This window comes from Actinomadura sp. NPDC049753, from assembly GCF_040674655.1.
Lineage (GTDB): Bacteria > Actinomycetota > Actinomycetes > Streptosporangiales > Streptosporangiaceae > Spirillospora > Spirillospora verrucosospora.
This window is the reverse complement of record NZ_JBFARL010000226.1, coordinates 1-11,926: the sequence shown is the minus strand read 5'-3', so window position 1 is coordinate 11,926 and position 11,926 is coordinate 1. Positions and strand designations below refer to the sequence as shown.

15 protein-coding genes are annotated in these 11,926 nt (G+C 73.8%); 9 read left to right on the top strand and 6 right to left on the bottom strand.

Annotation, left to right across the window (positions count from 1 at the left end):
* Positions 1-26 precede the first annotated feature (26 nt).
* Complete coding sequence (locus AB0K37_RS35640) at positions 27-212, bottom strand: hypothetical protein (RefSeq protein WP_363988765.1); 186 nt, start codon at positions 210-212, stop codon at positions 27-29.
* A gap of 212 nt (positions 213-424) precedes the next feature.
* On the opposite strand from AB0K37_RS35640, the gene AB0K37_RS35635 reads away from it, so the two are divergent.
* Genes AB0K37_RS35635 through AB0K37_RS35625 form a run of 3 tightly spaced genes read left to right on the top strand, consistent with a single transcriptional unit; the run spans position 425 to position 3,259 of the window.
* A complete protein-coding gene (locus AB0K37_RS35635) occupies positions 425-1,216 on the top strand; it encodes an ABC transporter ATP-binding protein (protein ID WP_363988763.1) in 792 nt (263 codons plus the stop codon).
* Positions 1,206-2,144 (top strand): ABC transporter permease, encoded by a 939-nt coding sequence (locus tag AB0K37_RS35630; RefSeq protein ID WP_363988761.1) that lies wholly within the window; start codon positions 1,206-1,208, stop codon positions 2,142-2,144. Before AB0K37_RS35635 ends, AB0K37_RS35630 begins: the two co-directional genes overlap by 11 nt.
* 59 nt (positions 2,145-2,203) lie before the next feature.
* Complete coding sequence (locus AB0K37_RS35625) at positions 2,204-3,259, top strand: ABC transporter substrate-binding protein (RefSeq protein ID WP_363988758.1); 1,056 nt, start codon at positions 2,204-2,206, stop codon at positions 3,257-3,259.
* A 65-nt stretch (positions 3,260-3,324) separates the two neighbouring features.
* On the opposite strand, the gene AB0K37_RS35620 is transcribed toward AB0K37_RS35625, so the two are convergent.
* Positions 3,325-3,795, bottom strand: a complete 471-nt coding sequence (locus AB0K37_RS35620; RefSeq protein ID WP_363988755.1) for a hypothetical protein — start codon at positions 3,793-3,795, stop codon at positions 3,325-3,327.
* A gap of 181 nt (positions 3,796-3,976) precedes the next feature.
* Here AB0K37_RS35620 and AB0K37_RS35615 point away from each other — a divergent pair, with 181 nt between their 5' ends.
* Both AB0K37_RS35615 and AB0K37_RS35610 read left to right on the top strand, forming a co-directional pair.
* Positions 3,977-4,693: a hypothetical protein gene (locus tag AB0K37_RS35615; RefSeq protein WP_363988752.1), complete on the top strand. Its 717-nt coding sequence runs from the start codon at positions 3,977-3,979 to the stop codon at positions 4,691-4,693.
* Positions 4,694-4,697: 4 nt separating this feature from the next.
* Positions 4,698-5,363, top strand: coding sequence for a hypothetical protein (locus tag AB0K37_RS35610; RefSeq protein WP_363988749.1), 666 nt, complete (start codon positions 4,698-4,700; stop codon positions 5,361-5,363).
* Positions 5,364-5,421: 58 nt separating this feature from the next.
* On the opposite strand, the gene AB0K37_RS35605 is transcribed toward AB0K37_RS35610, so the two are convergent.
* A complete protein-coding gene (locus tag AB0K37_RS35605) occupies positions 5,422-6,819 on the bottom strand; it encodes an alpha/beta fold hydrolase (RefSeq protein WP_363988746.1) in 1,398 nt (465 codons plus the stop codon).
* Positions 6,820-7,002: 183 nt separating this feature from the next.
* On the opposite strand from AB0K37_RS35605, the gene AB0K37_RS35600 reads away from it, so the two are divergent.
* The 3 genes from AB0K37_RS35600 (at position 7,003) to AB0K37_RS35590 (ending at position 10,158) form a co-directional block, all read left to right on the top strand.
* A complete protein-coding gene (locus AB0K37_RS35600; protein ID WP_363988744.1) occupies positions 7,003-8,412 on the top strand; it encodes an aldehyde dehydrogenase family protein in 1,410 nt (469 codons plus the stop codon).
* Between the two features lie 105 nt (positions 8,413-8,517).
* The gene (locus AB0K37_RS35595) at positions 8,518-9,267 is read left to right on the top strand and encodes a hypothetical protein (protein WP_363988742.1); all 750 of its coding nucleotides are present in this window, start codon (positions 8,518-8,520) and stop codon (positions 9,265-9,267) included.
* Between the two features lie 36 nt (positions 9,268-9,303).
* Positions 9,304-10,158, top strand: coding sequence for an AraC family transcriptional regulator (locus AB0K37_RS35590; RefSeq protein ID WP_363988739.1), 855 nt, complete (start codon positions 9,304-9,306; stop codon positions 10,156-10,158).
* Between the two features lie 12 nt (positions 10,159-10,170).
* Here the strand turns inward: AB0K37_RS35590 and AB0K37_RS35585 are convergent, their stop codons facing one another.
* From AB0K37_RS35585 to AB0K37_RS35575, 3 genes are all read right to left on the bottom strand, one after another.
* Entirely contained in the window at positions 10,171-10,500 is a 330-nt protein-coding gene (locus AB0K37_RS35585; protein ID WP_363988736.1) for a multidrug efflux SMR transporter, read from the bottom strand.
* Complete coding sequence (locus AB0K37_RS35580) at positions 10,500-11,366, bottom strand: LLM class flavin-dependent oxidoreductase (RefSeq protein ID WP_363988734.1); 867 nt, start codon at positions 11,364-11,366, stop codon at positions 10,500-10,502. The genes AB0K37_RS35585 and AB0K37_RS35580 overlap by 1 nt, the downstream gene beginning before the upstream one ends.
* Before the next feature lie 70 nt (positions 11,367-11,436).
* Entirely contained in the window at positions 11,437-11,613 is a 177-nt protein-coding gene (locus AB0K37_RS35575; RefSeq protein ID WP_363988768.1) for a helix-turn-helix domain-containing protein, read from the bottom strand.
* On the opposite strand from AB0K37_RS35575, the gene AB0K37_RS35570 reads away from it, so the two are divergent.
* Entirely contained in the window at positions 11,581-11,901 is a 321-nt protein-coding gene (locus tag AB0K37_RS35570) for a hypothetical protein (RefSeq protein ID WP_363988731.1), read from the top strand. The two genes, AB0K37_RS35575 and AB0K37_RS35570, sit on opposite strands and share 33 nt — an antisense overlap.
* Positions 11,902-11,926 lie beyond the last annotated feature (25 nt).

Genomic DNA, 11,926 nt, shown 5'->3' with positions numbered 1-11,926 from the left:
CGCGTTCGGCGGCCGGGAGGCGGCGCTCACGGTCGCGCCCGGCACCGTCGTGGAGCTGCCACCGTGAGGGCCCGCTGGCCGTACTGGTCGCGGAGCCGGCCGTCGAGCATCCAGGCGACCAGCCCGTACCCGAGGACCGCCACCACCACGACCACTCCCACCTGCAGGATCAGCACCTGGCGGGCGAAGGTGATGCGGGGCCGGACGGACATGACGTGCACCGTAGACCATGCCGGCCCGGCCGCCCAGCCCCCGAGCGAGCAGAACGCGCAGAACCCCGGGTATCGCGCTTAACGTGGGGATTCGCGGCTTGCGAGCACATCGCGGGCAAGGGTTCCGGTGACGCGCGCCACATCCGTACGGTGCCGCCGTGTCCACATCAGCATCATCCAAGCGAGACGGCGCCGGACGACCGGCCGGGCCCGTGATCGAACTGCACGGCGCCACCAAGCGCTTCCGGTCGGCGGGCGGCGTCCACACCGCGGTCAGGGACCTGCACATGGCCGTGGGGCCGGGCGAGTTCGTCGCCGTGGTCGGCCCGACCGGCTGCGGCAAGTCGACCACCCTGTCCCTGGTCTCCGGACTGGAGCCGGCGTCCGCCGGCCGGGTCCTGGTCCACGGCCGGCCCGTGGACGGGATCCCCGACGGGGTCGGCTACATGTTCCAGAACGACGCCGTCCTGCCGTGGCGGTCCGTCCTTGACAACGTCGCGGCGGGCCCCCGCTACCGGGGCGCCTCCAAGCGCGAGGCGCGCGACCGCGCCCGGGACTGGGTCGATCGGGTCGGCCTCTCCGGATTCGAGGGCTACTACCCCCACCAGCTGTCGGGCGGGATGCGCAAGCGCGTCGCGCTTGCGCAGACCCTCGTCAACGAGCCGTCCGTGCTGCTCATGGACGAGCCCTTCTCCGCCCTGGACGTGCAGACCCGCGGCCTCATGCAGGACGAGCTGCTGCGCCTGTGGTCGGGGTCCGGCGCCGCCGTCGTGTTCGTCACCCACGACCTCGAGGAGGCGCTCGTGCTGTCCGACCGGGTCGTGGTCATGACCGCGGGGCCCGCGACGATCAAGGGCGTGTTCGAGGTGCCGCTGGAGCGGCCGCGCGACGCCGAGGAGGTCCGGCTCACCGGCGGTTTCCTCGACATCTACCGCGAGGTGTGGGACTCGCTGCGCGAAGAGGTCCAGATCACCCGCGAGCGAGGAGCCGGCCATGCGGCGTGAGACGAGGACGCGCGAGGCGGGGACCGCCCCGGCCGCGGAGACCATCGACCGGCCCGCGCCCGCTCCGGACGCCGCGCCGGACGACCGGGGCGACCACGGCGACCGGGCCGCGGTCGCGCGGCTGCGCACGGCCGGGCTGCGCCGCACCCTCGGCATCACCGCCGTCCGGGTCGCGCTCGTGGCGGTCTGGCTCGGGTCGTGGGAGCTGGCCGCGCGCAACTGGATCGACCCGTTCTACTACTCGATGCCGTCGAAGATCTGGGAGCGGCTCGTCGACTGGTTCACCGAGGGCACCTCGCAGGGGTCGATCTGGGAGCAGATCTCGGTCACGCTCCAGGAGGCGGTCGCGGGCTTCGCTCTCGGCGCCGCGGGCGGCGTCGTGCTCGGCATCGTGCTCGGCCGGAGCCGGTTCCTGTCGGACGTGTGCGCCCCGTTCATCAAGGCCGTCAACGCGATCCCGCGCATCATCCTGGCCTCGCTGTTCATCATCTGGTTCGGGCTCGGCATGCAGTCCAAGATCGCCACGGCGTTCGTGCTGGTGTTCTTCGCGGTCTTCTTCAACGCCTTCCAGGGCGCCCGCGAGGTCGACCGGAACCTCGTCAACAACGCGCGGATCCTCGGCGCGGGGCGGACGCAGGTGCTGTGGACGATCGTGGTGCCGAGCGCCACCTCGTGGATCCTCGCCTCGCTGCACTCGGCGTTCGGGTTCGCCATCATCGGCGCGGTCGTCGGCGAGTACACCGGCGCCGACAGGGGTCTCGGCCTGCTCATCAACCACTCCCAGGGCACCTTCGACGCCGCCGGGATCTACGCCGGAATGATCATCATCACGGTGCTGGCGCTGCTCGCCGAGTACCTGCTCACGCTGCTGGAGGGCCGGCTCCTGCGCTGGCGCCCCGCCGCGTCCGGGCACGACGTCCAGATCTGACCCCGCCCGGCCCCGCCACCGGGCCTTCCCACCCCCATCGCACGACCAGGAGAACCGCCATGCCCACCACCTCCGTCCGGGCCGGCGCCGCCGCGCTCGCCGCCCTCACCGCCCTGTCGTCCCTGTCCGCCTGCCGCGACTCCCGCGCCGGGTCCGGCGCGGACGGCGGCTCCGGCGGCACCGTCAAAATCATGATCGGCGGCATCGACAAGGTCATCTACCTGCCCGCCAAGCTGACCGAGCAGCTCGGCTACTTCAAGGAGCAGGGCCTGGACGTCCAGCTGCTCACCGAGCCCGCCGGGGCGCAGGCCGAGAACGTGCTCATCTCCGGGGACGTCCAGGGCGTCGTCGGCTTCTACGACCACGCCATCCACCTCCAGACCAAGGGCAAGTGCGTGCAGAGCGTCGTGCAGATGGCGGACGTGCCCGGCGAGGCGGAGATGGTCTCGGCGTCCAAGGCGGGCTCCCTGACCTCCCCGGCCGGGTTCAAGGGCAGGAAACTCGGCGTGACCAGCCCGGGCTCGTCCACCGACTTCATCACCCGCGCGCTGGCCGTGCGCAACGGCGTCAAGACCTCCGACTACACGACGGTGAAGGCGGGCGCGGGCCAGACGTTCATCTCCACGATGGAGAACGGCGGCATCGACGCCGGCATGACGACCGACCCGACCATCGCCAAGCTCGTCAGCACCGGCAAGGCCAAGGTCATGGTCGAGATGCGCACCGAGGAGGGCACCCGCCGGGCGCTCGGCGGCCTGTACCCGTCCAGCTCGCTCTACATGGACTGCGCTTACGTGAAGTCGCACGGCGAGACCGTGCAGAAGCTCGCCAACGCCTTCGTCAAGACGCTCGGCTGGATCAAGCAGCACAAGCCCGCGGAGATCGCGGCGAAGATGCCGAAGGACTACGCGGGCGGAGACCCGGCGCTGTACGAGAAGGCGATCGGCGACTCGATCAGCATGTTCAACGGGGACGGGGTGATGAAGCCCGACGCCGCCGAGAACGTCCTGAAGGTGCTGGCGCAGTTCTCCCCCGAGGTCGCGGAGAAGAAGGGCCAGATCGACCTGGCCGAGACCTACACCACGCGTTTCGTCAGCAACGCGAAGCAGGGCTGATCGTCCCCGCCTGCTTCGGACGGACGCGGTGACGCGGGCCGGGCCTCGCGCGGAGGCCCGGCCCGTCAGCGTCCCACGGCGGAGTAGAAGTCCGCGTCGGCGGGATCGTCCCGCCGGTCCGAACCCCAGCGCCGCGGCGCCCAGGCGGGCATCAGCAGCGCGAGCCCCATCATCCCGTACACGCCGGACCCGAGCAGCATGCGCAGGCCGAAGTCCATGTCGCCGGCGGGCGGCACCCTTCCGGGCAGGTCGAGGGCGCGGCCGGGGTCGACCAGGAAGTAGGCGGACGCGCCGAGCAGCGCCAGCGCCGGCACCAGCGATACCAGCGGCGAGGCCCACCGCGCGACGATGACGACGCCCGTCACCAGGCCCACGGCGGCGAGCAGGGCGAACGCGCCGTAGATGCGCGTCCGGTCGGTGATCTCCTGCCCGGTGCCGTCGAAGGACTGCCCGGCCTGGACGTACCCCCAGGCCGCCCCGTAGACCAGCGCGGGGGTGAGCAGGACGCCGAGGACGAAGCCGAACGCGTGGCGCACCGCGCATCACATCCATTCGAACGCGCCCGCCGCGGGGCGCGGGGTTCCGGTAGCGCCCCAATCAGAACACGCGCGCCGGTGACGCCGCAGGAAATCCGTACCGTTTTATGGTGGTTCGTTTTGAACGCCTTTGGCTGGGCATCGCCGTCTCATTCGATCCGACAGCACGTTGGAGGAAACAATGTCGACCGCGATTTGGGTCGTCGTCGCCCTGGTGGTCGTCGCCGTTCTCGCCGCGGCCGGGTACCTCGCCACGACCCGGTCCCGCACGGCGCGGCTCAGGCGGCGGTTCGGTCCCGAGTACGACCGGGTCCTGGAGCGCGAGGGCGGCCGCGCGGCCGCCGAGCGGGAGCTGCGCTCCCGCGAGCAGCGCCACCAGGAGCTGGAGCTGCGCGACCTCGATCCCCGGCGCCGCGAGGAGTACCGCGAGCAGTGGGTCCGCGTCCAGGAACGCTTCGTCGACGCCCCCGAGGCGGCGGTCGAGCAGGCCGACCAGCTCGTCACGGTGGTGATGGGCGAACGCGGCTACCCCACGCACGGCTTCGAGGAGAAGGTGGCCCACCTGTCGGTCGAGCACGGCCGCACGCTGGACCACTACCGGCGGGCCCACACCATCAGCGGGAAGGCCGCGACCAAGGAGGCCTCCACCGAGGACCTGCGCCAGGCGATGGTCCACTACCGCGCCCTGTTCGAGGAACTGCTCGCCCCGCACGGCGAGGGCCACCACGGCAAGGGCGAAGAGCACACCACGAGGAACCCGGCGAAGCACGCTCCGCACGCCGAGCAGCACACCGCGGAGCGCACCGACGAACACGCAGGCAAGCACGCCGCCGCCCCCGCCGCCCCCGCCGGCCCGGCCGCCGGGCACCGCGGCGACGACCGAACCATGAGGAGCTGACCCGATGGAGCACAGGCGACCCGAGACCGGAACGCCCGCGGCCGCCGGGCCGCTCACCGGCGAGCGCGCCCCCGCCGCGGGAACGGCGGAACCCGGAACGACCGACGACCGGCACGTCGCCGGGCCCGCCCCGGCCGCAACCGGCGGGCAGGCGCCGGAGACCGTGCCGGACACGGTGCCGGACCCGGTTCCGGCCCACCGCGGCGCGGACCGCGCCAGGACTCCCGTCAGGGACGCGGGCGCGATCAAGACCCCGAGCCAGGAGGCCAACCAGGTCAAGGCGTCCAGCCGGGACACCGACCCGATCGGGACCCCCGTCCAGAACGGGGAGCCCAAGCACGCGGCTCCCCAGCGGCAGGGCGCGGCCCCCGGCGCCCCGGGCACCGCGTCGGGCGGCGTTCAGGAGAAGCTGATCGCCCCGGCCGAGGCCGAGCGGTTCCGGGAGCGGTGGCACGAGGTCCAGGCCGCCTTCGTCGACGACCCCGGCGAGTCGGTGCGCAAGGCGGACGGCCTGGCCTCCGAGGCCGTCGACGCCCTCGGGCGCGCGCTGGCCGCGCACCGGCGCTCGCTCACCGAGGCGCTGGACGGCGGCGAGGCCGCCGACACCGAGCGCCTCCGGCTGGCGCTGCGCGGCTACCGCGACCTCATGGACCGCATCTTCGCCGCCTGACATTCGGGCGAAAGGGCGCCCCCGCGGAATCGCGGGGGCGTCCTTTCGCCGTCCGGGATCAGCCGTTCAGGAATCTGTAGACCGCCTCGCGGCCCTGGGTCCCGCGCTCGCGGTTCTGGACGGAGTGGGAGGCGCCCTTCACCACGACGAGTTCGCCGCGCGGGGCATAGCGCAGTTCTTCGCGCGCCCACTCCAGCGGCGTGGACAGGTCGCGGTCGCCGTTCACCAGCAGGACCGGAACCGACTGCCCGGCGCGGCGCGGTTCGGCCGTGTGCCGCGCCCACGGCCAGTGAAGGCACTCCTGGACGAACCCGCCACCGACCGCCGTGTCCGCGGTGAACGGCCAGGTCGCCCGGGCCGACAGGTGCCCGCGCACCCGCTCCAGCGCGGCCTTCCGCACGCCCGGCGGCGTCTCGGACGTCCCCCACGGGAACCGGCCGTCGCCGCAGATCGTCGCGATGTGCAGGCCCGAGCTGTACTCCGCCGGGTCCCCGCCGCCGGAGTCGAGCGCCCGGAGCAGGCGGTCCAGGTGCGCGGCGTCGCCGTGGCGGGCGTCGTGGATCGCCGAGACGACGTCCCCCAGCCCGCCGACGGCGCCGGCGTCCCGGTAGGTGGGGTCGAGGAACTCGTAGGTCACCAGCATGTCCCAGATCAGCACGGCGTCCCTGCGGTGCCGTGCGAGCCAGGCCAGGTCGCGGGCCGGGTCGAAGCCGCAGGCGGGCGCGGCGGCGCATGCGTCGCGCAGGACGCGCGCGGTGGCCCGCAGCCCGGTGAGGTAGAGCATGTCGTCGCCCTGCGGGTCGACGAACGGCAGAACCGAGTCGAGGACGAGCTTCCTGACGCCGGCCGGATGGGACGCGGCGTAGGCGGCGCCGGTCATGGTCCCGTAGGACACGCCGTCCATGGTCCAGCTCCGCACGCCGAGCGCGCGGCGCAGAAGGTCGAGATCGCCGACCGTCTGCTCGGTGGTGAAGTAGTGCCGCCGGTCGCCGAGGACGCCGGCGCACTCCCTCACCGCCCCGGGCGTGGGCGGCTCGATGTCGCTGCCGCCCACCTGCGCCTGGAGCCGCGGGCAGTCGATGGCGCCGAACTCCCCGGTGCCGCGCTGGTCGACCATGACGAACCGGTAGTTCCTCGCCAGCTCCGGCAGGCGCTTGGAGATGCCGGTGATGAAGGGGACGCCGGGCTGCCCCGGACCGCCGGTCAGGAACATCAGGACGCCTTTGGGCGCGCGCGCCTCGTCCGCCGCCGCGACCTGGAGCCTCAGGGTCCGGCCTCCCCCCGGGTCGCGGTGGTCGAGGGGCACGGTCAGGAACGAGCAGGTGAAGCCGGGCTGCCCGGCGCAAGGCCGGGAGTCGGTCAGCCGGGGCCCGGCCGGCCGGGCGGGAGGCGCCTGGGGTGCCGCGGACGCCGTCGCCCCGCCCGATCCGAGGAGCGCGAGGGTGAGGGCCAACACCGCTGAGCAACGTGGTCGCATGGAGGGATCCTCCCTCCGGACTTCCGCGCTCGCCGGGATGTCGCCGGAACCGGTCATGTCGCCGCCCCCGGCCCGGGCCGCCCGTCCCGGCGGCTCTCGTCAGGAAGGCGGCGAGGGTGAATACTGAATCCCGTTCGGTAAACCCGTGAGCGGAGGACCAAGGTGTCGGAGAACTTCTCGATGACCATCGACGGCCGGGCCGTGACGGCGCCCGGCGCCTTCGGCGTGATCGATCCGGCGACCGGCGAGGTGGCCGAGCAGGCGCCCGACGCGTCCCGGGAGCAGCTCGACGCGGCGATGGCCTCGGCGCAGGCCGCCTACGCCGGGTGGCGCCGCGACGAGGCCGCGCGCCGCAAGGCGCTGCTCGCCGCGGCCGAGGTCATGTTCGCCAGGTCCGAGGAGATCGGCCGGATCCTCACGCTGGAGCAGGGCAAGCCCCTGGCCGACGCGACCATGGAGGTCGTCGGCGCGGGCGTGTGGCTGAAGTACTTCGCCGACCTGGAGATGCCCCGCGAGGTCATCCAGGACGACGCCCGCGCGCGGGTGGAGGTCGTGCGCCGCCCGATGGGCGTGGTCGCCGCGATCACGCCGTGGAACTACCCGCTGCTCCTGGCCGTCTGGAAGCTCGCCCCGGCGCTGCTCGCGGGCAACACGGTGGTCCTCAAGCCGTCCCCCTTCACCCCGCTGTCCAGCCTGAAGCTCGGCGAGGTGCTGCGCGACGTCCTGCCGCCCGGCGTGCTGAACGTCGTCACCGGCGGCGACGAGCTCGGCGCCTGGATGACCGGCCACGAGGTGCCCCGCAAGATCAGCTTTACCGGCAGCGTCGCGACCGGCAAGCGCGTCGCGGCCGCGGCGGCTCCCGACCTGAAGCGCGTCACGCTGGAGCTCGGCGGCAACGACCCGGCGATCCTGCTCGACGACGCCGACCCGGCCGCGGTCGCCGACCGGCTGTTCGGTGCCGCGTTCCAGAACAACGGCCAGGTCTGCTCGGCGATCAAGCGCGTGTACGTCCCGGAGGCGCTCTACGGGGACGTGGTGGACGCGCTCGCCGAGCGGGCGAAGGCCGCACGGGTCGGCAACGGGATGGACGAGGGCGTCCAGTACGGGCCGATCAACAACCGGCCGCAGTACGAGCGGGTCGGCGAACTCGTCGCCGACGCGCTCGCGGGCGGCGCCCGCGCGGCGGCGGGCGGCGGGCCGATCGACGGGCCCGGCTACTTCTTCGAGCCGACGATCCTCGCCGACGTCTCCGACGGCACCCGGATCGTGGACGAGGAGCAGTTCGGCCCCGCACTTCCAGTCATCAAGTACACCGACCTGGAGGACGCCGTCGCGCGCGCCAACGGCACCCACTTCGGGCTGTCCGGCTCGGTGTGGGGAACCGACGCCGACCGGGCCGCCGAGGTCGCCGGGCGGCTGGAGTGCGGCACCGTGTGGGTCAACACCCACCTGGCCCTCGCCCCCCACCAGCCGTTCGGCGGCTTCAAGTGGAGCGGCGTCGGCGTGGAGAACGGTCCGTGGGGCCTGTACGGGTTCACCGAGCTCCAGGTGATCCACCGCTCGAAGGGCTGAGCACCCCGGGCGGCGGCCCGGCGGTCGGCCACCGGGCCCCCGCCCGACGTGGCACACTTTCCGGACGGGGGGCGTGGATCACCGCACCGACCCTGGAGGACCCGGATGCACACCTGGGACGTCATGCGGCAGGACGACCTCGGCAACGTCTTCCGCGTCGCGGCGCACGACTCCCGCATCTCCGCGCTGGCCCAGGCCATGGTCCTGGAGAGCGGCGTCCGGCACCGGCAGATGTACTGGGTGGACGGCCCGCCCGGCCCCGCCGTGCGCACCAACCGCGACCTGTACCTGGTGTTCCTCCATCTCGGGCAGGAGGCGAGGGCGGCCTCGTGGTCGCTGTCGGCGTTCCTGCGCTCGCTGTGGAAGGTCGGCGCCGTGCTGGCCGACCAGGCGCGGCTGGAGCCCGACGACGTGGCGGCGATGTTCGCGGGGGCCGCCGCCACACCGCCCGCCGCCTTCGACCCCGCCTGGAGCGGCAAGGACCTGTCGCTGCCCGGAGACGAGCCGGAGGGGTACGCCGACTGGGAGCGCGTCCTGCTCTCCCAGATCGCCGATCTGGAGGACTTCCTGGCCGCTCCCCCGGGCCCGCGGGCCCGGTTCGGCGTGGAGGCCCCCCGGCCTCCGGGCTCCGGGGCCCGCGCCACCCCGGCCCGCTGGTACAACTTCGACCCGGCGACCTACCTCGAGTGCGCCGTGGCGGGCAGCCTCGGCGGGTGGGACGCGGCCGACGGCGCCCGCGTGCCGCTGCCGGCCGGCCCCGGCGAGCCGCCGGCGCGCTCCTACGTCCGCGCGCTCACCACGATGAGCTGGAGCGATCTGGCCCGCATCGCGGTCTGCGGGCAGATGTACGAGTAGCCCGCCCTGTCGCCCCCGCGTGATAGGACTGGCCTCATGAGCGAGAGGCCGGTCGAGTTCAGCGACCGGGGCGGCTGGTGCCTGGCGCGGGGCCGCCCCCACCCGGCGCTGCGCCCGTTCCTGCGCTCCTACGACGGCTACTGGGAGACGGAGTCCGTGCCGTCCCGGATGCGGACCCTGCCCACCCGCACCACCGTGGTGATCCTCAACCTGGGCCCGCCGCTCCACCTTGAGGTCCCCGACCCGGGAGTGCGCGACCGCGCGTACGGGTCGTTCGTCGCGGGGATGCACGACGGCCACGGCATGTACCTCAGCCCCGGCGGGCAGCGCGGCATCCAGCTCGACGTGACCCCGCTCGGCGCCTACACCCTGCTCGGCGTCCCGATGGCGCGGCTCACCAACGCCGCCGCCGACCTGCCCGACCTGCTGGGCCGGGAGGCGCGGACGCTGGTCGAGCGGCTCGCCGACGCGCGGACCTGGGGCGCGCGGTTCGCCGTCCTGGACGCCTTCCTGCTGCGCCGCCTCGACGCCGGACCGGTCCCCGACCGGGAGGTGGCCCGGGCGTGGCGGCTGCTGGACGGGGACCCCTCCCTGCCGGTCGCCGACCTCGCCGCCGACGTCGGCTGGAGCCGCAAGCACCTCACCCACCGGTTCCGGGAGCAGGCCGGGCTGCCGCCCAAGGTGATGGCGCGGGTGCTGCGCTTCCAGCGCGCCGTCGGGCTGCTCCGAGGCGGCGCCGGACTCTCCGAGGCCGCGTTCACCAGCGGCTACTACGACCAGGCCCATCTCAACCGCGACTTTCGCACCCTGGCGGGCTGCACGCCCACCGAGCTGGTCGGCGGCCGGCCGGAGCGGCGGAGCGTCTCCGCGCCGGCCGGGGCCTCCGCCTGAGCCGGCCCGGGGTCAGCTCTGTTGGACGCCGCCGCCCAGGTTCATCACGACGACGCCGAGCACGATGATGACGGCGCCGGCGATGGTCAGCGGTCTGACCGGCTCGTCGAACAGCACGACGCCGCCCGCGAACGCGCCGATCGTGCCGAGCGCGGACCAGATGGCGTAGACGGGCCCGACGTTCAGCGACGTCAGCGCCCTCGCCATGAAGACGAAGGAGACCAGGTACCCGGCCACCACGATCAGCGAGGGCCCGAGCCGGGTGAAGCCCTCGGAGGCGCGCATCGCCAGCGTCGCCGTGACCTCGAAGGCGATCGCGAGCCCGAGCAGGACGAACGGCATCAGCGGGCCTCGCCGTGCTCGGCGGCGATCGCCTCGAAGACCTTCATGTCCGCCTCGAACGGCGAGCCGGGGCGGGGCCAGTGCAGCGCGATCTCGGTGATGCCGAGTTCGGCGTAGCGGCCGGCCAGGTCGGCGAACGCGCCGGTCGACTCCAGCCAGGGCTCGTCGTTGAAGCCGGTCAGCAGAACCAGGTCGTCGAGGCGGCGGCCCTCGGCGTCGCACGCGGCGCGCAGGGCCTCCAGCCGGGAGCGGACGATGCCGTACGGCTCGTCCCCCTCGCCGTGGGCGCTCGTCACCCAGCCCGTGCCGTACCGGGCGGCGAGCCGCATCCCGCGCGGACCGTTCCCCGCGATGACGAACGGCACGCGGGGGCGCTGGACGCAGCCGGGTTCCTGCACGACCTCGCGCGCGGTGTAGTACTCCCCGGCGAAGGAGGTCTCGGGGTCGGTCAGCAGGCGGTCCAGCAGTTCCACCCACTCGGCGAAGCGGGAGGCGCGCTCGCCCGGGCTCCAGTCGTCGCCGAGGATCCCGGCGTCGGACGCGCGGCGCGTGCCGCCCGCCCCGACGCCGACGGTCAGCCGCCCGCCGCTCACGTGGTCGATCGTCTTGATCGCGTGCGCGGTCGGCACGGGATGCCGGAAGTTCGGCGAGGTCACCAGCGTGCCGATCCGGACGCGGGAGGTGACCGCCGCGGCGGCGGCGAGGGTGGTGTAGGCGTCGTACCAGGGCGTCGTGCCGCGCCAGGCGATGTGGTCGTACACCCACGCATGCCGGAACCCGAGGTCCTCGGCACGCCGCCACGGCTCCCCGGCCTCCGGCCAGGACCGCATGGGCCACATCACGGCGCCGATCCTCGGTGCGGTCACCGGCTCCTCCGTTCTCTCCGGCGCCCCCCGCGGAACGCCCCCACCAATAGATACATGCCGCCGCGGCGGTTCACGCACCGGACCGCGCAAGCCACCGGTGCAGGGCCCACCACCAGTTCGCGGTCCGCGACACCGCCGCGCCCGCACCGGGGTCGAGCAGGGGCCGCCCTGTCAGCTCCTGGAAGCGGCGGATCCGGTACTTCACGGTGTTCCCGTGGACGTGCAGCGCCGCGGCCGTCGGCTCGATCCGGCCGCCGTGGTCGAGGTAGGCCAGCGCGGTCTCGGCCAGTTCCCGGTGGAACGGCTCGGCGGGGTCGAGGCCCGGCAGCAGCGCGCCGGCGAGCAGGCCGCCGAGTTCCGGCTCGGCCTCGGTGGCGGTGAGCAGCGCGAGGTCGGCCAGCTCCCGCGTCCCGGTGAGCCCGGCGGCGGCGGGTCTCCTCGGGCCCGCGCAGCGCGATCAGCCCTGTGCGCGGCCTCCAGGTCGACGAGGATGCGGCCGTTGTCGTTCGTGCCGATCGAGACCAGGCCGGGGTAGGGGGCGAGAACGTCGGCGAGGTCGG

Coding starts and splice junctions, on each gene's coding strand:
- AB0K37_RS35640 (WP_363988765.1), bottom strand. CDS start 212: ATGTCCGTCCGGCCCCGCATCACCTTCGCCCGCCAGGTGCTGATCCTG.
- AB0K37_RS35630 (WP_363988761.1), top strand. CDS start 1,206: ATGCGGCGTGAGACGAGGACGCGCGAGGCGGGGACCGCCCCGGCCGCG.
- AB0K37_RS35625 (WP_363988758.1), top strand. CDS start 2,204: ATGCCCACCACCTCCGTCCGGGCCGGCGCCGCCGCGCTCGCCGCCCTC.
- AB0K37_RS35615 (WP_363988752.1), top strand. CDS start 3,977: ATGTCGACCGCGATTTGGGTCGTCGTCGCCCTGGTGGTCGTCGCCGTT.
- AB0K37_RS35610 (WP_363988749.1), top strand. CDS start 4,698: ATGGAGCACAGGCGACCCGAGACCGGAACGCCCGCGGCCGCCGGGCCG.
- AB0K37_RS35595 (WP_363988742.1), top strand. CDS start 8,518: ATGCACACCTGGGACGTCATGCGGCAGGACGACCTCGGCAACGTCTTC.
- AB0K37_RS35590 (WP_363988739.1), top strand. CDS start 9,304: ATGAGCGAGAGGCCGGTCGAGTTCAGCGACCGGGGCGGCTGGTGCCTG.
- AB0K37_RS35585 (WP_363988736.1), bottom strand. CDS start 10,500: ATGCCGTTCGTCCTGCTCGGGCTCGCGATCGCCTTCGAGGTCACGGCG.